A 22,952-nucleotide genomic window follows, 5' to 3' on the forward strand; every position below is an offset into this window, starting at 1 on the left:
ATGACAAAGGGATCGAATCTGGTGATCGTCGAGTCACCGTCTAAAGCAAAGACCATTGGAAAATATCTCGGCCCGGATTATCGCGTCGAGGCCTGTATGGGCCACCTGCGCGACCTGCCCAAGAGCAAGATGGGCGTCGATCTGGAGCACGATTTTGAACCGGACTATCAGCCACTGGCCAGCAAGGCCGCGATCATCTCTGAGCTGCGCAGCGCATCCAAGGCTGCAAAGCACATCTATCTTGCAACTGACCCTGACCGCGAGGGAGAGGCGATCTCATGGCATCTGAAGGAGCTGCTGGAGCTGCCGGACGACAAGACGGAGCGCGTGACGTTCAACGAGATCACGAAAAACGTCGTAACGCGCAGCATTCAGGAGCCGCGCAGCATCGATTATAATCTGGTGGACGCCCAGCAGGCCCGCCGGATCCTTGACCGTATCGTCGGCTACCAGCTCAGCCCGCTGCTGTGGAAGAAGATCCGCCGCGGCCTGTCCGCCGGGCGCGTGCAGTCTGTTGCCACGCGTCTTGTCGTGGAGCGCGAGCAGGAGATCGAGGCCTTCGTGCCGAAGGAATACTGGACGATCGACGTGCTGCTGCGCTGCCTGAACAAGCCGGGCAGCTTCACGGCGCACTATTACGGCGAGGAAAAGAAGCGCGAGCTGCACAGCGAGGCCGAGGCCGACGAGGTCCTGCGCGACATCGCCGGGCAGGAATTCACCATTGCGGGCATCAAGCGCACGGAAAAGCGCCGCTCGCCGACGCCGCCGTTCATCACCTCCACGCTGCAGCAGGAGGCCTCCCGCAAGCTCAATATGACGCCGCGCCGCACGATGGCCGTTGCGCAGCAGCTCTATGAGGGCGTCGACATCAGCGGCGAGGGCACCGTCGGCCTCATCACCTATATGCGTACCGACTCCCTGCGCCTGTCCGAGGAGGCGCTGGCCGCCGCGCGTGATTTTATCACCGATCGCTATGGCCCGGCCTACTATCCCGGCCAGCCCCGCCATTTCCGCAAGAAGGAGGGCGCGCAGGACGCGCATGAGGCCATTCGCCCCAGCAACGTCCGGCTCGACCCCGAGAGCATTCAGGCAGACCTGACGCGTGAGCAGTACCGGCTGTACAAGCTGATCTGGAGCCGCTTTGTCGCCTGCCAGATGTCCGACGCGCGCTATGACGCCGTGCAGATCGACGCACGCTGTGCGGGCCATGCCTTCCGCGCCAGCGACCAGATCCTGAAATTCTCCGGCTTTACCGCCGTGTATGAAGAGGGCCGCGACGACGAGGCCGAGGAGCGCTCCTCCTCGCTGCCCGATCTCGACGGCTCCGAGCGCCTGACTGCCGACAAGCAGGAAAAGGCCCAGCATTTCACCCAGCCGCCCGCGCGCTACACCGAGGCGACGCTTGTCAAGGCGATGGAGGAGCGCGGCGTGGGCCGCCCGTCGACCTATGCGTCGATCGTCGCGACGATCCAGGACCGCGAGTACGTCATCAAGAAGGACAAGCGCCTCTGGCCGACACCGCTCGGCCGCGTTGTGACCGAGCTGATGATCGAGCGCTTCCGCGACATCATCGATGTCGAGTTCACGGCGAATATGGAGCACCAGCTCGATGAGGTCGAGGCCGGAAAGGTCGGCTGGAAGACCGTCCTGCGCGATTTCTATCAGGATTTCCACCGCGAGATGGAGGATGCCGAGAAAGCTCTCGACGGTGTGCGCATCAAGGTGCCAGATGAAGAGACCGATGAGGTCTGCGAGCTGTGCGGGCGCAAAATGGTCATCAAGAGCGGCCGCTTTGGCCGGTTTTTGGCTTGCCCCGGCTTCCCGGAGTGCAAGAATACCAAGCCGCTCGTTGAGCGTATGCCGGGCCGCTGCCCGCGCTGCGGCAGTGGGATGCTCAAGCGCAAGTCAAAAAAGGGCTATGTCTACTACGCCTGCGAGCGCGGCGCGGAGTGCGGCTTTATGACGTGGGACGTGCCCACGGCGCAGGATTGCCCGAGCTGCGGGCAGACGATGTTCAAGAAATCCGGCCGCGGCCAGATGAAGCCGTTCTGCATCAACGAAAAGTGCCCGGACTTCCTGCCGGAGGACAAGCGCGGTTATAAGCGCCGCATGCCGAAGGCCACGACGGACACCGTTGAGAATGCCGAGGAGATTGCCCCGGCCGCGGAGGAAGCGGAAAAGAAGCCTGCCAAAACGGCCAAAACGACGAAGACCGGGAAGACGGCCAAGGCCGCCAAGGCCGCCAAGGCCGCAAAAACTGCGAAGACCACGAAAAAAGCGGCGGAGAAAAAGCCTGCCGCACGCAAAAAGACAAAAACGGAGAGCGAAGCATGACCGAAGTACGCGTGATCGGCGCGGGACTTGCGGGCAGTGAGGCCGCATGGCAGCTTGCCGAGCGCGGCTTTGCCGTCCGCCTGTCCGAGATGAAGCCGGTAAAAATGACCCCTGCGCACCACTGCGCAGATTTTGCGGAGCTTGTCTGCTCCAACTCCCTGCGCGGCGACCGGCTGGAAAATGCCGTCGGCCTGCTCAAGGAGGAGCTGCGGCGGCTCGGGAGCCTCATCCTGCAGTGCGCCGACGCCACACGCGTCGAGGCGGGCGGCTGCCTTGCCGTCGACCGCTACGGCTTTTCCGGTATGGTGACAGAGCGCATCCGCAGCCACCCGAATATCACGGTCATCTCCGAGGAGGTGACCGAGGTCCCGGCGGGGCCGGTCATCATCGCGACGGGCCCCCTGACGTCCGACGCCATGAGCGAGGCCATCGGCCGCTATTTCGGCCAGACGGATTATCTGCATTTCTTTGACGCGGCTGCGCCGCTCGTCACGCTGGAGTCCATCGATATGACGAAGGCGTGGTACGCCTCCCGCTATGACCGCGGGAGCGCGGATTACATCAACTGCGCCATGACGCGCGAGGAATATCAGGCCTTCGTCCGGGAGCTGGCCGCCGCCGAGGAAGCGGAGGTGCACGGCTTTGAGGACAAAAACGTCTTTGAGGGCTGCATGCCGGTCGAGGTCATGGCCCGCCGTGGCGAGGACACGCTGCGCTACGGCCCCCTGAAGCCCGTCGGCCTGCGGGACCCGGCAACGGGCCGCGAGCCCTATGCTGTCGTTCAGCTCCGGCGCGACAATGCGGCTGGAAACATCTACAATCTCGTCGGGTTCCAGACGCACCTGCGCTTCCCGGAGCAGAAGCGCGTGTTCTCCATGATCCCGGCGCTGCACGATGCGGAATTCGTCCGCTACGGCGTGATGCACCGCAACACGTTTCTGAATTCACCGAAGCTGCTCGACGCGTGCTACGCAGACCGGCGCGACCCCATGGTCGCCTTTGCCGGGCAGATGACGGGCGTGGAGGGCTATGTCGAATCGTGCGCCTCCGGCTATCTTGCCGCCGTCAGCATGGCGGCGCGGCTGGAGGAAAGGCCCGTGCCGGACTTCGGCACCGTGACGGCCATCGGCGCGCTGGCGCACTATGTCAGCGACAGCACCGTGGCATCGTTCCAGCCGATGAATGTGAATTTCGGCATCATCGCCCCGCTCGAGCAGCGGGTGCGTGGAAAAGCAAACAAGAATCTGGCCATTGCCAACCGGTCGCTTGCGCACCTGGAGGCCATGGAGAAATGAGGGAACAGGCATGAAAATCATTCTGGATGCAATGGGAGGCGACAATGCCCCGGATGCCGTGGTGCGCGGCGCACTGGAGGCGGCCAAGGAGTTCGGCGTGCAGATCGTTCTGGTCGGCCGCGGCGCGGATATCCTTGCCAGCATGAAGGCACAGGGCTGGGATACGCTCCCGGACGGCGTGGAGCTTGCCAATGCCGAGGATGTGGTGGACATGCACTGCGATCCCGCCGCGGTCGTGAAGCAGCATCCGAACTCTTCGCTCGTGCTGGGCGCAAGAATGCTGGCGCAGGGCGGCGGTGATGCGTTCATCTCGGCCGGCAATACCGGCGCGCTGCTCACGGCGGCTACGCTGCTCGTCAAGCGCATCCGCGGTATCCGCCGCGCGGCGTTCTCGCCGGTCCTTCCGACGAAGGACGGCCACGCCATTCTCATCGATGCGGGCGCGAATGCCGAGTGCACGCCGGAATTCCTGCTGCAGTTCGGCTGCATGGGCTCGTTCTACGCGCAGAAGGCGCTCGGCATCGAGTCGCCGCGCGTGGGCCTTCTGAACAACGGCGCGGAAGATACGAAGGGCGACCCGCTCCACCGCGAGGCCCATCAGCTTCTGAAGCGCGCCGCGGAGCAGGGGACCATCCACTTCGTCGGCAATGTCGAGGCGCGCGATGTGCCGTTCGGCGCGGCGGATGTTATCGTGGCGGACGGCTTCTCCGGCAACGTCCTGCTCAAGACCATGGAGGGCACGGCCATGTTCATGTCCGACATGATGAAGCAGATGTTCTACCGCAATCCGCTGACGATGCTCGGCGCGCTGCTGTGTAAAAAGGGCATCAACGGCATCCGCAAGACCATGGACTACCGCGAAACGGGCGGGTCCATCGTCATCGGCATCAGCCGCCCGGTCATCAAGGCGCACGGCTCGTCCGACGACGCCGCCATCCGCGGCGCGATCCGGCAGGCCATCCGCGCGGTCGAGAGCGGCTTCTGCGAGGAAATTCGTGCCAATATCGGGCAGATGATCCTGCCCAGGGAGGAAGAACATGCTGAATAAGCTGGAAAAGGCGTTGGGCTACAAGTTCCGCGATCCGGAGCTTCTGCGCATGGCGCTGACCCACACCTCCTGTGCAAACGAGATCTATCAGGACCCACTGCGCAGCTATGAGCGGCTGGAATTCCTTGGGGATTCCATTGTCGGCTTCGTGACGGCGGAGTATCTGTACCGGACTTTTCCCAAAAAGCTCGAAGGCGATCTGACGCGCATCCGCGCGGAGCTCGTCTGCGAAAAGAGCCTTGCCGCCGTGGCGGAGCGTCTCTCGCTCGGCGAGCATCTGCTGCTCGGAAACGGCGAGGATCAAAGCGGCGGCCGCCGCCGCCCGAGCATCCTCTGCGATGTTATGGAGGCCGTTGTGGCTGCCAGCTATCTGGACGGCGGCTTTGCCGTGGCCAGCGACATCGTGACGCGGCTCATCCTGCCGCAGCTCGCCGAGGCGGAAAAGACCCACGATTATAAGACGGAGCTGCAGGAGCTCGTGCAGCGCAAAAAATCGCAGCAGCTGAGCTATGAGCTCATCTCGGAGACTGGCCCGGACCACTGCAAGGAATTTAACGTTCATGTCCTGCTCAACGGCAGGGAGGTCGGTACCGGCTCCGGCACGAGCAAAAAGCGCGCCGAGCAGGCAGCGGCGGCGCAGGCCATTGTGCGGCTCTTCCCGGAACAGAAATAAAACGATTGGGACCACCGGCGGCAGCCGATGGTCCCAATTCTGTTTTATAGCGTGCGTTCGCGGGTCGAGCGGCGCATGGCGTTGGCCAGCTCCGTGATGCACAGCAGCGTTGCCACAAGGAACACACCGGGGATGACGATGATCCACCATGCGTCCGTGAGCAGAGCCTTTTCGGACAGGGAAAGCATGCTGCCCCACGAGACGACCTCGATCGGCAGGCCGATGCCGAGGAAGCTTAGCGTCGATTCCGCCGTGATGGCGCTGCGGATGTTCATAACGACCATGAACGAGATGGACGAGAAGAAATTCGGCGCAAGGTGCTGCCGCAGGACGTGGAAGAAGCCGCCGCCCATGCAGCGCGAGGCCAGCACATATTCGCTGCTGCGCAGCCTGCGCACCTCCGTGCGAACGACCTTGGCGATGCTGGCCCAGCTCGTCAGCCCGATGACGAGCGAGAGCGTGAGCACATTTGCCGTGCCCAGAATGGCCTGCAGCAGCACGACGAGCAGCAGGTTCGGCACGCTCAGCAGAATTTCCGTCAGCCGCATCAGGAGACGGTCCAGCCAGTCCGGCGCGCAGCCGCTGACCGTGCCGAACAGAATGGCGATGGCTGTGGACAGCAGCGTGGATAGAACGCCGATGGTCAGCGAAATGCGCCCGCCGTACCAGATCATGGAGAAAATATCGCGGCCCATCGGGTCCGTCCCGAAGAGAAATTCCCGCGACGGCGCTTCATTGCAGTGCGCAAGGTCGAGATAGGTCGGATCGTGCGTCAGGAGCACCTCGCAGAACAGGCAGCCGAGCACGATGAGCGTCAGAACGGCGGCTGAAAAAATCGGCTTGCCGCGGTACCACGGCGCGCGGCGTACCGGTGCTGCGGGCGACTGCGGCCGGACGCCGACCAGACGAAAGCGGTCGTCTGTCATTTTGAAGTCACCTCCCGTTCCGTCGGGCGAAGGCGCGGGTCGAGGCGCGCGTTCATGGCCTGCGCCAGCAGACTGCATGCGATGACGACCGCGCCGGAGAGCAGGCACAGCACCATCAGCAGGTTGTAGTCCTTGTAGCGCGCGCTCTCATAGGACAGCGTGCCGAGACCGGGATAGGAGAACACGGCCTCCACGATATAGGTCCCGCCCATCACATGCGGCACGGAGATGGCCATGAGGCTGAGATAGGACGGAAGCACATTGCGCAGGCACTGCCGCAGCACGATGTGCGCCCGGCCAATCCCCTCGCTGCGCGCCAGCAGCACATAGTCTGCGCGCAGCTCTTCCACCAGCCGGTTGCGCACGAGGTAGGCATAGTACCACAGGTGGCTCAGCACGACGACGGACATCGGCAGGATCAGGTGCACGATCCGGTCGCCGACATCGTCCGCGTGGCCGACGCTGTAGGCCCCGGAGCTCGGCAGCCAGCGCAGCGTGACGGAAAACAGCAGGATCAGCATCAGTGACAGCCAGAATTCCGGGATGCAGCTCGTCACCGTGCCAAGCTTGCAGAGGATGCGGTCGAGCGGCCGGTCCTCCTTCCATGCGCACAGCGCGCCGAGCAGCAGAGCCAGCACGAACAGCAGCACGAAGCCGAGCCCGCCGAGCAGCAGGGTGTTGCCAATGCGGTCACCGATCAGCTCCAGCACGTCCATCTTGTATTTATAGGAGATGCCGAAATCGCCGTGCAGCGCGCGGCTGAACCAGCGTGCGTACTGCGTGGGCAGGGGATCATTCAGGCCGAGCTTGTCCTCAGCCCATTCGCGCTCGGCGGGGGACATTTTTTCCACGCGGTCGCCGTAGTAGGAGACAAGCGGGTCGCCCGGAGCGAGGCGGGAGATATAGAACGTCAGAACGGAGAGCAGCAGCACGCTCAGCACGAAAATGCCGAGGCGCGGCAGCAGCCGCAGGAAAAACCGGCGGACCTTCATACGGCGCCCCCTCCTTCCAGCAGAACGTAATGCTCCGGCGCGACCTCCGTCCATGTGCCGCCGTCCGGCAGCGGCCCCTCAAAGACGAGCGGCCTGCGGGCGCGCTCGAGGCGCGGGTCCGGGATGGGGATGGACGAGAGCAGCGCGCGCGTATAGGGGTGCTGCGGCGCGGCGAACAGCGATGCCGTCGGGGCCAGCTCCACGAGCCTTCCCTGATACAGCACGCCGACGCGGTCACAGAGGAATTCCACGACAGCCAGATCGTGGGCAATAAACAGGAAGGAGAACCCGTGCTCCTCCTGCAGATGGCGGAACAGATTGATGATCTGTGCCTGAATGGAGACGTCCAGCGAGGCGACCGGCTCATCCGCAACGAGCAGCTCCGGCTCCATGGACAGGGCGCGCGCAATGGCGACGCGCTGGCGCTGCCCGCCGGAAAGCTCACCGGGGTATTTGTCCAGATAGCCCGCGTCCAGACCAACATAGCGCATCTGGAATTCCGCCTCGGCGCGGTAGCTGCCGCGCGGCGGGCGGACATGCTGGATGCGCATCGGCTCTGCAATGATATCGCACACGCGCATGCGCCCGTTCAGGCTCGAGCCGGAGTCCTGAAAGATGATCTGCCGCTCTGCCTGCAGCGTGCGGCGGTTCGCGCGGAAGGCGCGGCGGTCACAGATGTCGATGCCGCGATAGAGGATCTGCCCGCTCTGCGGCCGCAGCAGATTCATCACGCAGCGCGCGATGGTCGATTTGCCGGAGCCGGATTCGCCGACGAGACCGAGAACCTCGCCGCGCCGGAGCGTGAACGAGACGTGATCCACAGCGCGGAGCACGGCCCTTCGCCCGAGCGGGAAGGCGTGCGTCAGACCGCGCACCTCGAGAAGCGGCTCAGCCATGGCGCTCGCCTCCGATCGGCGGCGTGATGTGCGGGGCCCGGGGGTCGAGCAGCCACGTCGCGGCAAAATGGGTGTCGGAAATGCGGAACATCGGCGGCTCCTCCTCATAGTCGATGGCAAGGGCATATTCATTGCGGCAGGCGAAGGCATCGCCCTTCGGCGGGTCGATCAGCGTGGGCGGCATGCCGGGAATGGTATGCAGCCGCGGCTTCCCGCGGGACAGCGCCGGGAGCGACTGCAGCAGGCCCCAGGTGTAGGGGTGGCGCGGATCATAGAAAATATCCTCCGCCGTGCCGAGCTCCACGATCTTCCCGGCGTACATGACGGCCACACGATCCGCCACGCGCGCCACAGCGCCGAGGTCGTGCGTGACGAAAACCGTTGCCGTGCCGAGCTTCTGCTGAATTTCGCGCAGAAGATCGAGAATTTGGGCCTGAATGGTCACATCCAGCGCGGTCGTCGGCTCGTCGGCAAACAGGATCGACGGGTCGCCCGCCAGCGCAATGGCCAGCACGACGCGCTGGCGCATGCCGCCGGAAAAGTGGTGCGGATACAGGCCACGCCGCTCCTCCGGCCGGTCGATGCCGACAAGGCGCATCAGCTCGAGCACGCGCTGCTCCAGAGCCGCGCCGCGCAGGCGGGGCGCATGAACATGGACAGCGGCCGCCAGCTGCGCGCCGACGGTCATGCTGGGGTTCAGCGCAGTCATCGGGTCCTGAAATACCATGGAAAACAATGAGCCGCGAAGCTTCTGCAGCTCGCGTTCCCGCAGCCGCGTGATATCACGGCCATTTACCGCGATCGTGCCGCTCTTGCGCCGCGCGCTCGGCGGCAGCAGGTGCAGGATGCTCTTACACAGCACGCTTTTGCCGCAGCCGGATTCGCCCACGATGGCGAGGACCTCACCCGCGCGCAGCGAAAAGCTGACGTCGCGCACGGCCTGGACCTCTCCCGCCGGGGTGAAAAAGCTGACGGACAGATTTTTTACTTCCAGTAGCTCTGCCATAGGATCACCTGTTAAAACGTACATGCGGGAGGCCCGGTTCTGCGAGCCTCCCGATGCTTTTTTCCGTTGTTATTTCTCGATCGTCCATTCCTGAACATTCCAGAAAATGCCGACGCCGTGGTGGCCGAGTACGGTATCCGCCGCGATGCCCTGCAGACCGTCGACAGCGACATAGTTCGCGTCGATGTAGCAGATGAAGGCATAGGCGGGATCGGCGGCCAGAGCCTCCTGGAACTTGGCGTAATACTGGCGGCGCTGCTCCGGGTCGGAGGTCTCGCGGGCCAGCTTCAGGTAGCTGTCCACGGCGGCATTGGAGTAGCCGGAGTAGTTTGCGCCCTTGTCCGTGCCGAACACCTTATAGGTGTGGTCGTCGGCGTCGAATGGGCTGCCCCAGCCGATGAGGCAGGCCATCTGTCCGCCCCAGTCCATCTGCGCGGGAATGTCGACCGTGCAGTTGATGCCGATATCGCGCAGCTGCTGTGCGGCAGCCTGTGCAATGTCGATGCGGTCCTGCTCACCGGCCATGACGCTGATGACAAAACCGATCTCCTTGCCGTTTCGCTCGTAGAAGCCGTTTTCGCCCATCGTGCAGCCTGCGTCCTCCAGAATGGTCTTTGCCTTTTCCGGGTCATAGTCGTAGTGCTCTACATTGGAGTCGTTATAAATGTTGCGCTGCAGGGGACCGTAGGCGGCCATGCCCTGCCCGAGCAGGACAGAGTCGATGATGGCCTGCCGGTCGATGCCGTAGCAGATGGCGGGAATGAGGTCACGGTTCTCCGTCCAGTAGTCGTTCCAGAAGTTGAAGAGAATGCCGCGGTAGTCTGCCGTCGTCATGTCATAGCAGGTATAGCCCTCCTTGTCCGTAAAGTCTTTTGCGTTTTTCGGATCGAGCAGGGCCAGATCGATCTCGCCGGACTTCAGCTGCAGAGCCTGCGCATTGTCATCCGTGACGATCTTGAAGATGATGCGGTCGATCTTCGGCGCACCGAGGTAATAATCCTCGTTTTTGACCAACACGATGGACTGCCCGGCGTCCCAGCTCTCCAGCTTATACGGGCCGGTGCCGACCGGATGGCGGAAGAAGTCCGACTCCTGCATGTCCTTGCCCTGCAGCAGGTGCTGCGGCAGAATGGCCATGGTCATATAGTCAAGAAAGGCCACGTTCGGTGCGGACAGGCGGAACACGACGGTCTTGTCGTCGGGAACGGTGATCTCCTCCACATCCTCAAAGTTCGGCGCGTTTTCCGAGCCGTTTTCGGGGTCCATGATGGCTTCGATCGTGAACTTTACGTCCTCGGCCGTGAACGGCTCGCCGTCATGCCACTTCACGCCGTCGCGCAGGTGGAAGGTGTAGGTGCAGGCGCTCTCATCGTATTCCCACGATTCAGCCAGACCGGAAACGACCTCGTTGCTGCCGTTGTGGGCGGTCAGACCGCTGAAGAGCAGCACGTTGATCTCGCCGTGCTCATCCATGGCGGGGTTGATGCGGGTGTAGTCGCCGCTGCCGTAGACGAGCGTCGTGCCTTCGTCTTCGGTCACTGCCGGGGTTTTGCTGCATGCGGCCAGCGCCAGAACGGCGCTCAGCACCAGCAGCAGTGCAAGAATTCGTTTCATTGGGGGTGGTCCTCCTGTCATTTCGGGCCCTTTCGCCCGTTCTCGTGATGCATTTTAGCATACGAAATTCGGTTCCGGAAGCTCCCCCGGGGGATATTCGATGCAAAAAGATCGAAAAAAGTTGTGCCGGCTTTGCCTCATGAAAAAGTGGCCATAGCCGCTTTGCCCTATGTTCGGAAACAAAACCGGACTGGCATCTACTGAATCTGGTCCACACCGGGACGGTCCGCCAGCACCTGGCGCACCTGACGCCGCCGCAGAAATACCGTCAGCCAGCACACCGCCATGGTGATCAGACCGCAGACGGTCATGCAGAGGCGGTAATCCAGCACCTCTCCCAGTGCGCCGATGGCCAGAGAGAGCGCCGCTCCCGCCGCTGTGCAGAGCATGGACTCATAGGCATTGAGCCGGGCACGCAGCCGGTCGGGGATATAGCGCTGGACTGCCGCCTGACGGATGGTGGCGCTTTGAATGCCCAGAAAGCCGCAGATCGCCCGATTCACCAGCATCAGGGGATATGGCAGCCACAGCAGGCAGGTGTCCATCAACTCATAGGTCTGATATACACCGAACAGAAAGCCAAAGCGCTTTTTCTCCGGGAGAGAGTAGCGGTAGCGGATGGCTCCGCCGATGGTGCGCCCGGCAAATTCCGCAACGGAGAAAAAGGAATACATGGCGGTAGTGAAGCCCGGCGCCGTGCGGAAAAAGGCGATGAGCAAGGGAGAATAGCCCGAGGCCATGCCGTTGGTAACGGACATGTACGCATAGAGCCCGTGCAGGCCGTGCTCCTGCCGCAGATAGGCGGCTGCTTCTCGGACATCCCGCCACCATGTTTTCAGAGACAGCAGCGGCTCCTGATCCCGGCGGCTTTCCTGCACGCGAATGCGACTTTCCAGGAAGGCCGCCAGCACCGAAAGCGCGGCCTGTATCAGCAGCAGCCGTCCCACGCCCAGCTTATCGTACAGCACCGCCGCCAGCGGCATCATCAGAACCTTCAAAATGGGATAGAGCATGGCTGAGACGGTGTAGGCCCGCTCTTCCTGCCCCTTCGGCAACAGCAGGGGATAAAAGCTGTTGTAGGCCAGCTCGTCGAAGGCCCCAAGGCACGACACGAGCAGGGAAAAGGCCAGATAAGCAATATAGGAAAAGGAACTGTGCAACAGAAACAGTCCTGCCCCGGCGTAGCACACGCCGTTGAGCAGGTCGCCCCACACCAGAAAAGGCTTACGCGGCAGACGATCCATCATGGGAGCGACGACCAGCGGCAGCAGCACCATCGGGATCAGCTGGATGGCGACCACCAGCGCCGCTGCCAGCGTGCTGCCGGTTTCGTCAAAGACCAGAAACGATAGGGCAAACTGACTGATGATGCCGCCTGCTGCGCCCAGTGCTGTGGCGGCAGTAATGCGGGTAAAGTCCCGCGTCCAGAGTGTTTGTTTCATAGTGTTCACCTCGCGGCTATAATTATCGCACAGCTCCTTACAAAAAGAAAGCATGTCATCATGGGAAAATTATTCCCAGAATGACACGCTTAGATTGGCAAAAACACTATATTATAGGAAACTCCTCCAGCAGGCGGCAAGCTTGGCGGTACTGGCGGTTCGCCTTGTACCATGCCAGCACCCACTGCAGGTGGAACCGGGTGAAGCCCATGGGGTATGTCTCCTGCAGCTGCCGGAAGCAATCCAACAGCTGAGCGCCGTAGGCGCTGTCGTGAAGGTAATCCGCATGCTCCAGCCGATAGCGTACCAGCGCCAGCATCTGCCGCTCTGTCTCGCCGGCGGCCAGAGGCTCCGCCTGTTGGACGGCTGCCAATGCCTGCTCCCGGTGCCCTAACTGTTCATGGCAGATGGCGAGCTTGTGCAGGTCCAGAAAGCTGGGATGCGGGAGGCTGGAAAAGTAGGGCAGGGCTTTTTCCGGCTGGCCGAGCTGCAGCTGCGTGGCAGCGGTATTGTAGCGGAGGGATGCCAGACTGTCCGTGTCGCCAAGAGCCTCTGCCAGATGCTCCGCTACAGAAAAATGGGTCATCATTTCCTCCATGCGGCCCAGATCTGAGTAGCAGTTTCCTGTAAGAATACGGCAGGAAAGCATCATATGGGGATAACCTGCGTCTGCCGCCGAGCGGTAGGCGTCTCGCAGCACCTCGATGGCGGTTGTATACTCCCCCTTTGTGTAGAGGGCTTTCCCGTGGAGCGAGGACAGCAGCGGCAGCGGTTCCAGCCGCGCGGCCTCGTCCCACCGCCCCTGCAGAGCACGCTGCAGAGCCAGCTGCCGGGTGGAGAGAAACGGCTCCCATTCCTCCGACAGGGGCTGCATTGTATCTGTGTAAAAGGCAGCCAGCAACAGGATGTCCGCCGCCAGCGGACTGCAGGCAAGTCTCTCCTGCTGGGGCAGTACCAGCTGCTCATAGCAAAGGAAAAAGCCGGGACTGCCGGAAAGCAGGGCGTTCCAGCAGGGCTTCAGATCCTCCGGCTCCGGTATCCAGACAAGGCCCAGACGACGAAGCAGAAGCTCCGTCACCTCCGGAGAGGGCTCTGCCTTGCCCTGCTCGATCTTGGACAGGTAAGAGGGAGTACAGATGCCCAGGCACAGGCCGTCCTGACTCCAGTCCCGCCGGAGACGGGCCTGGCGAATCAGCAGCCCGGCGATCTTGGCGCCCCTCATCCGATGAGACCCCGCAGAATGCATGCAGTCGAATGGAGGGCAAAGAGTCTGTGGCCGATGTTGGCAGCAGGCCCCGCCTGCTGGATTGTTTCTTTGTTCATTTTGCTTCCTCCGAAAATCAAATTGCGGATCGTCTCGACCGGAACACCGCTTAGCCCCTCCCGCGTCATACTTCTGGGCTTCTGCACGCGTAGCCCCGTACTCCGGAAGGAATACGGGGCCAATACGGTCCGCTCAGAGATCGAAATAGCGGTCGAACTCCGCTGGGTGCGGGATGCGGCTGATCTCCTGCGCGTCGGCGCGGAGCGTTTTGACGAGCGTCTCGAGCAGCGGCATCGGGAACACGCCGCCGCGCGTGAGATAGTCGTGATCCGCTTCCAGCGCGTCGAGCGCTTCGTCGAGGCTGGCGGGCAGGTGGCCGAGGCGCTTGCGCTCGTCTGCCGGGAGGTCGAAGAGATTGAAGTCAAACGGCCCCCAGCCACGTCCTGCCGGATCGATCTCGTGCTCAATACCGTCGAGGCCTGCCATCAGAATGGCAGCGTAGGCAAAGTACGGGTTGCACATCGCGTCCGGGTTGCGGAGCTCGAAGCGCTTCTTGTCCGGCGATTTAACATAGGCCGGGATGCGCACGACGGCGCTGCGGTTCGCCATGGCATAGCCGATGGTGACAGGGGCCTCGAAGCCGGGGATGAGGCGCTTGTAGGAATTCGTGCTGGGGTTCGTGATGGCGCAGAGGCTGCGGGCGTGCGTCAGCAGGCCGCCGATGAAGTGCATGGCCGTGCGGCTGAGCTGGCCATAGCCGTTCGGATCGTAGAACACGGGCTGACCGTTCTTGCGCAGGAGCATGTGTACGTGCATGCCGTTGCCGGCCTCGCCGTAGATGGGCTTCGGCATCAGTGTGGCCGTCATGCCGTTCGCGGCGGCCGTATTGCGGATGACGTATTTCGCGGCCATCGTGGCGTCTGCCAGACGGGTCATCTCGCCCAGCTCGACCTCGATCTCCAGCTGGCCGGAGCCGCCGACCTCGTGGTGGTGATACTTGACGTCCACGCCCCACTTGGCAAGCTCCAGACAGATCTGGTTGCGCAGGTCAAACGTGCGGTCGCCGGGCAGATCGGCGTGGTAGCCATCATGCGGGCCGGTGTGAAAGCCGTTGTTCGGGAATTCCCCGGCGGACCAGACGGACTCGCTGCACTGCAGGCGGTAGCCGACGGCATCCGGGCGCAGGGTGCGCGTCATGCCGTCAAAGACATGGAATTCATACTCTGGTCCGATGATCATCTCGTCCGCGACGCCGAGAGCCTGCATGTGGGCGATGGCGCTCTTGGCGACATTGCGCGGATACTGGTCGAACGGGCGGTTTGCCGGATGGTCGATGACCATGACATCGCCGATCATCGTGAGCGTCGGCGCCTTGACGAACGGGTCGACGACCGCCGTCGTGATGTCCGGCAGGAAGACCATGTCACTGCGCTCAACCTGGGCATAGCCGTAGTTCGAGCCGTCGAAGCCGATGCCGTGCGTCATGATGTCCTCGTTGAAGCGGGCTGCGGGGATGGACAGGTGCTTCCACCTGCCGCGAAGGTCGATCATCTTGAAATCGAGAAATGCGATGCCGTTCTGGCGGATAAAATCCTGGATCTGCTGTACATTCTGAAACATGAAGGTTCCTCCTGCTCACATAGTTTCCGCGGGGATGTTCCGAACTCGGAAAGACTGCGATTGGTAAAAATGACGGAGATTCTGGATTTGCGCTCGCTTGCATTATAGTAAATTCACGAAAGAAAAGCAAGCCCATTCCGGGCTCTGCAGAAAATTTTGTATATCGCTATGAATATACACGGACGAATGTCCGCGGGCGGTGTAATTTCCGGAAAAACCTTGACACCGCAGGCCCTTGATGGTAATATAATAGCAATGAAATAGGCGTTATGACCGGGAAGAGTAGCCGGGCCGTCTGCCGCAGAGAGCGTCCGCCATTGGCTGAGAGCGGGCGCGGCGGACTCCGTGTGAAGCGTGCGCCCGCGAGCGCCGGGGAGACCCCGTTGGCCGCGTCAAGGCCGGAGCAAGAAATCAGAGTGGAACCGCGAGCACTGCCCGCCTCTGGAGCGATCCGAGGCTGGCAGTTTTTTGTTTGGAGGCGAAAGAATGCGGTTAAAAGAAACCATAGAGGCATACCGCCGCAATGATCCCGCAGCGCGCAGCGGCTGGGAGGTCTTCTGGTTATATAACGGCCTGCACGCCACGATGTATTACCGCGTGGCGCACTGGCTCTATGAACACCGGCTGCGATTCCTTGGCCGTTGGGTCTCGCAGTTTGCGCGGCGGCGGACGGGCATTGAGATCCACCCGGCCGCCAAGATCGGCAGACGGCTCGTCATCGACCACGGCACCGGCATCGTCATCGGCGCGACAACGGAGATCGGCGACGACTGCCTGCTCTATCAGAACGTTACGCTCGGCGGCACGGGCATGACGAACGGCAAGCGCCACCCGACGCTCGGCAACAACGTCATGGTCGGCAGCGGCGCGAAGGTGCTCGGTCCGTTCAAGGTCGGCGACAACGCCCGCATTGCAGCAAATTCCGTTGTGCTGCACGAGGTGCCGCCGGATTCCACCGTCGTCGGCGTGCCCGGCCGCGTCGTCCGGCGCAACGGCGAAAAGCTCGACCATATCCACACGCCGGACCCTGTCCGGCTGGAGCTGGACGCCCTGTATGCACGTATCGAAAAATTAGAGGAAAAATTGAAGGAGGATCAAGATGTATCTCTATAATTCCCTGAGCCATAAGAAGGAGCTCTTTACCCCCATCGATCCGAAGCTCGTCAAAATGTATACCTGCGGCCCGACGGTCTATCACTTTGCCCACATCGGCAACCTGCGCAGCTATATTATGGAGGACGTGCTCGAGAAGAGTCTGCGCTACATGGGCTATCCCGTCAAGCGCGTTATGAACATCACGGACGTCGGCCATCTGGCCTCGGACGCCGATACCGGCGAGGACAAGATGCTCAAGGGCGCGCGCCGCGAGCACAAGACCGTCATGGAGATCGCAAAGTTCTATACTGATGCGTTCTTCGCTGACTGCGCCAAGCTGAACATCAAGCGGCCGGACGTCGTGGAGCCCGCCACGCACTGCATCCCGGAATACATTCATATGATCCAGACGCTGCTGGACAAGGGCTATGCCTATCTTGCAGGAGGCAATGTCTATTTTGACACGTCCAAGCTGGAAAAGTATTATGTTTTCAACGACCATAAGGAAGAGGACCTTGCCGTCGGCGTGCGCGAGGGCGTCGAGGAGGATTCCAACAAGCGCAATCAGAATGACTTCGTTCTCTGGTTCACGAAGTCCAAGTTCGAGGATCAGGCCCTGAAGTGGGACTCCCCGTGGGGTGTCGGCTATCCCGGCTGGCATATCGAGTGCTCCTGCATCAGCATCAAGCACCTCGGTGAATATCTGGATATCCACTGCGGCGGCATCGACAATGCCTTCCCGCATCACACGAACGAGATCGCCCAGTCCGAGGCCTACCTCGGCCACAAGTGGTGCAATTACTGGTTCCATGTCCATCACCTGAACACGGAGTCCGGCAAGATGTCCAAGTCGAAGGGCGAGTTCCTCACGGTGTCCCTGCTGGAGGAGAAGGGCTACGATCCCATTGTCTACCGCCTGTTCTGCCTGCAGAGCCATTATCGCCGCAACCTCGTGTTCTCTTGGGAGAACCTCGACAACGCGGCACAGACCTACGAAAAGCTCATCGCCCGCATCGCGGCCCTGCGCCCGGAGGACGGCGCGGTCGACGCGGAGGCCTTCGAGGCGCTGAAGGAGCGCTTCCTCGGTGCGCTGAACGCCGACCTCAACACGTCGCTCGCCGTGACGGCCGTCTATGATGTGCTGAAGGCAAAGACGAATGATGCCACGAAGCTCGCAGCCCTTGCCAGCTTTGACGAGGTGCTCGGCCTGAACCTGCTCTCCGCGGCAGAGAAGGCACGCAGCGCCCGGCCGGAGGAGGAGCACGACCCGGAGATCGACGCGCTCGTCGCCGCCCGTACCGAAGCAAAGCGCGCGAAGAACTGGCCGGAGGCCGACCGCATCCGCGATGAGCTGAAGGCGCGCGGCATCGAGGTCATCGATACGCCGCAGGGCGCAAAGTGGAAGCGCATCTGATCGAAGGAGATACCATATGAAGCTGATGATCCTGGACGGGAACAGCGTCATCAACCGCGCGTTTTACGGCGTGCGGCCGCTGACAACCCGTGACGGACTTTATACCAATGCGATCTACGGCTTTCTGAATATTCTGGAAAAGGAGCGCAGCGAGGAGCAGCCGGACGCGCTGTGCGTGGCCTTTGACCTGCACGCGCCGACGTTCCGCCATCTGCGTTATGACGGCTACAAGGCTACGCGCCACCCCATGCCGGAGGAGCTTGCCATGCAGATGCCGGTCATGAAGCAGGTGCTCGCCGCGATGAGCATCCCGGTCTATGCCTGCGAGGGCTGGGAGGCGGACGATGTGCTCGGCACGGTCGGCCGTCTGTGCGAGGAGGCCGGGTGGGACTGCGTTATCCTGACGGGAGACCGCGACAGCCTGCAGCTCGTCGACGAGCACGTCTCCGTGCGCCTGGTGCACACGCAGGGCGGGCAGACGCGGACGGAGCGCTATACGCCGGACGTCTTCCGCGCGGAATACGGGCTGGAGCCGAAGCGCCTCATCGATCTGAAGGCTCTTATGGGCGACAGCTCGGACAATATCCCGGGTGTAGCGGGCGTCGGGCCGAAGACGGCAAACGACCTGCTGAAGCGCTTCGGTACGCTCGACGGCGTCTATGCCAACCTTTCCCGGGAAAACATGAAGGGAAAGCTGTTTGATAAGCTCGAAAACGGCCGCGAGTCGGCCTACCTTTCCTATGAGCTGGCGACGATCCGCTGCGATGCGCCCATCGACTTCACGCCGGAGAACAATCTCATCCGGCCGCCGAAGCGCCGGGCGCTGTATGACCTGTTCACCACGCTGGAATTCCAGCGCCTCATCGACCGCCACGGCCTGCGCAGCGCTGCGTTGGAGCAGGACGAGCCGGAGGGTGCGGAGCAGGCACAGCCCGTGACAGGCTCCTGCACGCTTCTGGACGTGCAGACCCCGGAGCAGGCGCAGCCGCTGTTATCAGGCGTGACGCTCAGCATTGCTGCCGCGGACGATCTCTCTATGCTCGTGGCCGCGCCGCACATGGACGGCCCGGACCAGACGGCCTATGTGCTGCGCCGCGAAACGCTCGGAACGGACTATGTGCCGCTGCTGCAGCGCCTGTTTGCGGCGGACGTGCCGAAGACCGTGCACGACAGCAAGCCGCTGCTGCGTGCGCTGCTGGCTCTCGGCGTGGAGCCTGCGGGGATCGTGTTCGACACGGCCGTGGCGGCCTATCTGCTCGATGCGACGCGCGGGGCCTACGCCCTGCCGCAGCTGGCGCAGGACTATCTGCACATCCCGCCTGCGGACGAGGCCTCGCTCCCGCAGGAAAGCGTCCTTGCCATCCGGACGGCCTGCATCGACGGCCTGACGGAGGAGCTCGGCAAGCGCCTGCGCGAGCAGGGCATGCAGCCGCTGTTCGAGAACATCGAGCTGCCGCTGTGCCCGGTGCTGGCGCAGATGGAGCACGACGGCATCCTCGTCGACGCGCAGGCCCTGCATGACTTCGGCGAGATGCTCTCCGAGCGCATCGATGCCTGCGAGAGCCTGATCTTCGGCTATGCCGGAGAGACGTTTAACCTCAATTCCACGCGCCAGCTCGGCGTATTCCTGTTTGAAACGCTCGGCCTGCCGCCCGTCAAGAAGACAAAGAGCGGCTATTCCACAAATGCCGAGGTGCTGGAAAAGCTCCGCGACCGGCATCCTGCCGTGCAGGCCATCATGGACTACCGCATGCTCACAAAGCTGAAGTCAACCTATGCCGACGGCCTGCAGAAGGTCATCGGGCCGGACGGCCGCATCCGCACGACGTTTCAGAACACGGTCACGGCGACGGGCCGCCTGTCCTCCACGGACCCGAACCTGCAGAACATCCCCGTGCGCACAGAGCTCGGCAGCGAAATTCGCCGCATGTTCGTCCCGCGCCCCGGCTGGGTGTTGGTCGACGCGGACTACAGCCAGATCGAGCTGCGCGTGCTGGCGCATATCGCGGACGATACGCGCATGCAGGAGGCGTTCCGCTCCGGTGAGGACTTCCATGCCGTGACGGCCTCGCAGGTGTTCGGCGTGCCGCTGGAATCCGTCACGCCGCTCATGCGCCGCCATGCCAAGGCCGTGAACTTCGGCATCGTCTACGGCATCTCGGAGTTCTCCCTGGCGCAGGACATCGGCGTGTCCCGTGCGGAGGCCAAGGCCTATATCGACAGCTATCTCGAAAAATACAGCGGCGTGCGCGCCTATATGCACGATATCAAGGAGACGGCGCGCGAAAAGGGCTATGTGGAGACGATCTTCGGCCGCCGCCGCGCCATTCCGGAGATCAAAAGCTCGAATTTCAACGTCCGCTCCGGTGCGGAGCGCATCGCGCTCAACACGCCCGTGCAGGGCAGCGCGGCGGACATCATCAAGCTGGCCATGGTGCGCGTGTTCCATGCGCTCGAGGGGCTGCAGGCCAGGCTGCTGCTGCAGGTGCATGATGAGCTGATCGTCGAGTGCCCGCAGGAAGAGGCGCAGCAGGTCATGCAGATCGTCACGAATGAGATGGAGCACGCCGCTGCGCTGCGGGTCCCGCTCGTGGCCGAGGCCAAGCAGGGAGAAAGCTGGTACGCCGCCAAATGATCGAAATTCAGGAAATGACCGCCGCCGACGTGGCGGACATCGCCGCGCTGGAGCGTCTGTGCTTCTCCGCGCCTTGGAGCGAAAACTCCATTGCGGAGGAGTTGGAAACCGGCTTCAGCCTCTGGCTCGTCGCGCGGCTGGACGGCGCATTTGCGGGCTATGTCGGCGCGCAGCTCGTGCCGCCGGAGGCCGATATGATGAATCTGGCCGTCGTGCCGGAGCTGCGCCGCCGCGGTACGGCACAGGCGCTTCTGCAGGCGCTGCAGGAAAGGCTGGCTGCGCGCGGCATCGGCTCTCTGACGCTGGAGGTCCGTGCCTCCAATCTCCCGGCCCAGCGGCTCTATACCGCAGCGGGCTTTGCCTGCATCGGGCGCAGGCCCAATTACTATCTCGCGCCCCGAGAGGACGCGCTGATCCTCAGAAAGGAGCTCGATCATGCGGATCCTTGCCATTGAGTCCTCCTGCGACGAGACCGCCGTCGCCATTGTGGAGGACGGAAGACGCATCCTGACGGACTGCATCGCCTCGCAGGTGGCGCTGCACCGTGAATACGGCGGCGTTGTGCCGGAGATCGCCTCGCGCAAGCATATTGAGGCCATCTACGGTCTTGCCGAGCAGGCGCTGGAGAACACCGGCCTGACGCGCGGCGAGCTGGACGCCGTCGCCGTGACGTATGCGCCCGGCCTTATCGGCGCGCTGCTCGTCGGCGTGAATTTTGCCAAGGCGGCTGCACTGGCGCTCGATGTGCCGCTCATTCCGGTCCACCACATCAAGGGCCATATCGCGGCCAACTATCTGGCCTACCCGGACCTGGAGCCGCCGTTTCTGTGCCTTGTCGTCTCCGGCGGGCACACCATGTTCGTCGATGTCGAGGACTATACGAAGCTGCGCATTCTCGGCGGCACGCGCGACGACGCGGCCGGGGAGTGCTTCGACAAGGTCGCGCGGCTGCTCGGCATGCCATACCCCGGCGGTGCGGCCCTTGACCGCGCGGCGCAGGGCGGAGACCCGTCGCGCTATCCCATGCCCCGGCCGCACCTGAGCGGCAATCCGCTAGACCTGTCGTTCTCCGGCCTGAAGACTTCGGCCGTGAATCTCATCCATAACGCCGGGCAGAAGGGCGAGCAGATCGTCATCCCGGACCTCTGCGCCGCCTTCTCGGAGGCTGTGTGTGGCATGCTCGTGCCGCGCGCCATGCTGGCGCTGGAACAGACGGGGCGGAAAACGCTGGCCGTGGCGGGCGGCGTGGCCGCCAACAGCCGCATCCGCGCTGCGCTGCAGCGGGAGACGGCCGCCCGCGGCGTGCGCCTTTGCATGCCGCCGCTGTCGCTGTGCGGTGACAACGGAGCGATGATCGGCGCGCAGGCGTATTATGAGTATCTCGCTGGCAACATCGCCGACCAGACGCTCAACGCCTATGCCACGCGCTCCATGGAGGGCGAGGCCTTATAAGGTCCAAAAAATCAATGCAGGATGTCGATCGGCATCCTGCATTTTAATTTCCTGTTACCTGTCTGTAAATTTTTGTCACAAACGGGGTTATGTCAACTCCGGAACATGGCACTGCTGTGCAGAGGCGTTTTTGCAGGGCTGTGCACAACTGCCCGAAATCCCCGCGAAAGCCCGCTAAATCAGGGGTCCTGCTGTGCACAACCTTGTGCAGAATGTGAATAACTCCTGTGGATGGCAGTTTTGCCCTTCATTATTGTCAACTTCCGACCGGATCGGCCTGCGGGCAGAAAAGGAAATGATTCCTGCATTTTTGTCACTGCGCAGGAACGGCAAACGGCTTCCCGGCCAGCACGACCTCGCGCAGGAAGCGGAACGTCTCCTTTTCGCCGCGGTCGCGCAGCATGGTCAGCACATAGAGAAGCTCGCGGCGCGTGTCCGGGTGCATCATCGAGCCGTCGCGGACCTCCTCGGCGTGGACGAGATAGTTGAGGGCATCGGCGTCCGTGTAGGCGCTGCCGTGGTAAATTTTACAGGCGGCGATGCGGTCCATGACCATCTCCACAAAGAATTTTCGCGGCATCGGCACGGCGCGGTAGACCTTCGTCTTCGGGTCGATGTCCGTCCAGTATTCGTAGTGGTGGCGGTTGCGGCCCTTGTGGTGCATCCATGCGGCGGAGTAGCCGTAGAGCTCGCGCTCATAGGAGTTCGGGCTGCGCGTGCCCTGATAGTATTTTGCGCCGGTCCAGAACTCTGTGGGGGAGTATTTGGACAGGTCGTGCGTCAGGCCGCGCCAATACAGCCCGACGCGGAAGCAGTGACTGCACACCTTCCAGCGGTGGCGCGTGATGGTACAGAAATGTTTCCATGGATGCATTTGTGATCGTTCCCTTCAGGTTTCTTTTGTCAGTGCGTCCTCCAGCTTCTGCAGGGCGCGTTTTTCGATGCGGCTGACGTAGCTGCGGCTGATGCCGCACTGCACGGCGATCTCCCGCTGTGTCAGCGGCTTGCGGTTGCCCAGCCCGTAGCGCAGCAGAATGATGCGCTGCTCGCGCGGGGTCAGGCAGGTGTTCACGGCGGCGTGGAGCCTGCCGTAGATCTCTTTTTCGGACAGCTGCTCGAACAGATCCTCCTCCGAGCAGATCACGTCCATCAGCGACAGCGCGTTGCCATCCCGCCCGGTCTCGATGCATTCCGAGAGCGAAACGTCTGACGCGCTCTTCCGCTGCCCGCGGAAGTACATGAGGAT

Annotated in this window: 19 protein-coding genes; 9 read left to right on the plus strand and 10 right to left on the minus strand. The window is 62.6% G+C overall.

Going from position 1 to position 22,952, the window contains the following annotated elements:
- Genes topA through rnc form a run of 4 tightly spaced genes read left to right on the plus strand, consistent with a single transcriptional unit; the run spans position 1 to position 5,350 of the window.
- Positions 1 to 2,334, plus strand: a complete 2,334-nt coding sequence (gene topA / locus WMO66_RS11530; RefSeq protein WP_349136568.1) for a type I DNA topoisomerase — start codon at positions 1 to 3, stop codon at positions 2,332 to 2,334.
- Complete coding sequence (gene trmFO / locus WMO66_RS11535) at positions 2,331 to 3,629, plus strand: methylenetetrahydrofolate--tRNA-(uracil(54)-C(5))-methyltransferase (FADH(2)-oxidizing) TrmFO (RefSeq protein ID WP_349136569.1); 1,299 nt, start codon at positions 2,331 to 2,333, stop codon at positions 3,627 to 3,629. The genes topA and trmFO overlap by 4 nt, the downstream gene beginning before the upstream one ends.
- A gap of 10 nt (positions 3,630 to 3,639) precedes the next feature.
- Positions 3,640 to 4,677, plus strand: coding sequence for a phosphate acyltransferase PlsX (gene plsX, locus WMO66_RS11540; protein WP_349136570.1), 1,038 nt, complete (start codon positions 3,640 to 3,642; stop codon positions 4,675 to 4,677).
- The gene (rnc, locus tag WMO66_RS11545) at positions 4,667 to 5,350 is read left to right on the plus strand and encodes a ribonuclease III (RefSeq protein ID WP_349136571.1); all 684 of its coding nucleotides are present in this window, start codon (positions 4,667 to 4,669) and stop codon (positions 5,348 to 5,350) included. The genes plsX and rnc overlap by 11 nt, the downstream gene beginning before the upstream one ends.
- Positions 5,351 to 5,394: 44 nt before the next feature.
- Here rnc and WMO66_RS11550 read toward each other — a convergent pair whose 3' ends face one another.
- From WMO66_RS11550 to glnA, 8 genes are all read right to left on the minus strand, one after another.
- Entirely contained in the window at positions 5,395 to 6,276 is an 882-nt protein-coding gene (locus WMO66_RS11550; RefSeq protein ID WP_349136572.1) for an ABC transporter permease, read from the minus strand.
- The gene (locus WMO66_RS11555; RefSeq protein ID WP_349136574.1) at positions 6,273 to 7,268 is read right to left on the minus strand and encodes an ABC transporter permease; all 996 of its coding nucleotides are present in this window, start codon (positions 7,266 to 7,268) and stop codon (positions 6,273 to 6,275) included. Before WMO66_RS11555 ends, WMO66_RS11550 begins: the two co-directional genes overlap by 4 nt.
- Positions 7,265 to 8,164, minus strand: coding sequence for an ATP-binding cassette domain-containing protein (locus WMO66_RS11560; RefSeq protein ID WP_349136575.1), 900 nt, complete (start codon positions 8,162 to 8,164; stop codon positions 7,265 to 7,267). The genes WMO66_RS11555 and WMO66_RS11560 overlap by 4 nt, the downstream gene beginning before the upstream one ends.
- Positions 8,157 to 9,170, minus strand: a complete 1,014-nt coding sequence (locus WMO66_RS11565; protein WP_349136576.1) for an ABC transporter ATP-binding protein — start codon at positions 9,168 to 9,170, stop codon at positions 8,157 to 8,159. Before WMO66_RS11565 ends, WMO66_RS11560 begins: the two co-directional genes overlap by 8 nt.
- Before the next feature lie 69 nt (positions 9,171 to 9,239).
- Complete coding sequence (locus WMO66_RS11570; RefSeq protein WP_349136577.1) at positions 9,240 to 10,784, minus strand: ABC transporter substrate-binding protein; 1,545 nt, start codon at positions 10,782 to 10,784, stop codon at positions 9,240 to 9,242.
- 197 nt (positions 10,785 to 10,981) lie between these two features.
- Positions 10,982 to 12,226 (minus strand): MFS transporter, encoded by a 1,245-nt coding sequence (locus tag WMO66_RS11575; RefSeq protein WP_349136578.1) that lies wholly within the window; start codon positions 12,224 to 12,226, stop codon positions 10,982 to 10,984.
- Between the two features lie 106 nt (positions 12,227 to 12,332).
- Complete coding sequence (locus WMO66_RS11580; RefSeq protein ID WP_349136579.1) at positions 12,333 to 13,448, minus strand: helix-turn-helix domain-containing protein; 1,116 nt, start codon at positions 13,446 to 13,448, stop codon at positions 12,333 to 12,335.
- A gap of 234 nt (positions 13,449 to 13,682) precedes the next feature.
- The gene (glnA, locus tag WMO66_RS11585) at positions 13,683 to 15,110 is read right to left on the minus strand and encodes a type I glutamate--ammonia ligase (protein ID WP_349136580.1); all 1,428 of its coding nucleotides are present in this window, start codon (positions 15,108 to 15,110) and stop codon (positions 13,683 to 13,685) included.
- Positions 15,111 to 15,596: 486 nt separating this feature from the next.
- Between glnA and cysE the strand changes: the two genes are divergently transcribed.
- The 5 genes from cysE to tsaD are packed head-to-tail and all read left to right on the plus strand — an operon-like array spanning position 15,597 to position 21,706.
- On the plus strand, positions 15,597 to 16,223 hold the full coding sequence (cysE, locus tag WMO66_RS11590; RefSeq protein ID WP_349136581.1) for a serine O-acetyltransferase: 627 nt from the start codon (positions 15,597 to 15,599) through the stop codon (positions 16,221 to 16,223).
- Entirely contained in the window at positions 16,210 to 17,619 is a 1,410-nt protein-coding gene (gene cysS / locus WMO66_RS11595) for a cysteine--tRNA ligase (RefSeq protein WP_349136582.1), read from the plus strand. The genes cysE and cysS overlap by 14 nt, the downstream gene beginning before the upstream one ends.
- A 16-nt stretch (positions 17,620 to 17,635) precedes the next feature.
- On the plus strand, positions 17,636 to 20,254 hold the full coding sequence (gene polA / locus WMO66_RS11600; protein WP_349136583.1) for a DNA polymerase I: 2,619 nt from the start codon (positions 17,636 to 17,638) through the stop codon (positions 20,252 to 20,254).
- Positions 20,251 to 20,709, plus strand: coding sequence for a ribosomal protein S18-alanine N-acetyltransferase (rimI, locus tag WMO66_RS11605; RefSeq protein WP_349136584.1), 459 nt, complete (start codon positions 20,251 to 20,253; stop codon positions 20,707 to 20,709). The genes polA and rimI overlap by 4 nt, the downstream gene beginning before the upstream one ends.
- A complete protein-coding gene (gene tsaD, locus WMO66_RS11610; protein WP_349136585.1) occupies positions 20,690 to 21,706 on the plus strand; it encodes a tRNA (adenosine(37)-N6)-threonylcarbamoyltransferase complex transferase subunit TsaD in 1,017 nt (338 codons plus the stop codon). The genes rimI and tsaD overlap by 20 nt, the downstream gene beginning before the upstream one ends.
- 313 nt (positions 21,707 to 22,019) lie before the next feature.
- On the opposite strand, the gene WMO66_RS11615 is transcribed toward tsaD, so the two are convergent.
- Both WMO66_RS11615 and WMO66_RS11620 read right to left on the minus strand, forming a co-directional pair.
- On the minus strand, positions 22,020 to 22,580 hold the full coding sequence (locus WMO66_RS11615; RefSeq protein ID WP_349136586.1) for a DUF5662 family protein: 561 nt from the start codon (positions 22,578 to 22,580) through the stop codon (positions 22,020 to 22,022).
- 15 nt (positions 22,581 to 22,595) lie between these two features.
- Positions 22,596 to 22,946 carry a sigma-70 family RNA polymerase sigma factor gene (locus WMO66_RS11620; protein WP_349136587.1) on the minus strand — a complete coding sequence of 117 codons (351 nt, stop codon included), beginning with the start codon at positions 22,944 to 22,946 and terminating at the stop codon, positions 22,596 to 22,598.
- Positions 22,947 to 22,952 lie beyond the last annotated feature (6 nt).

The organism is Faecousia intestinalis, from assembly GCF_040096185.1.
GTDB lineage: Bacteria > Bacillota > Clostridia > Oscillospirales > Oscillospiraceae > JAZOXB01.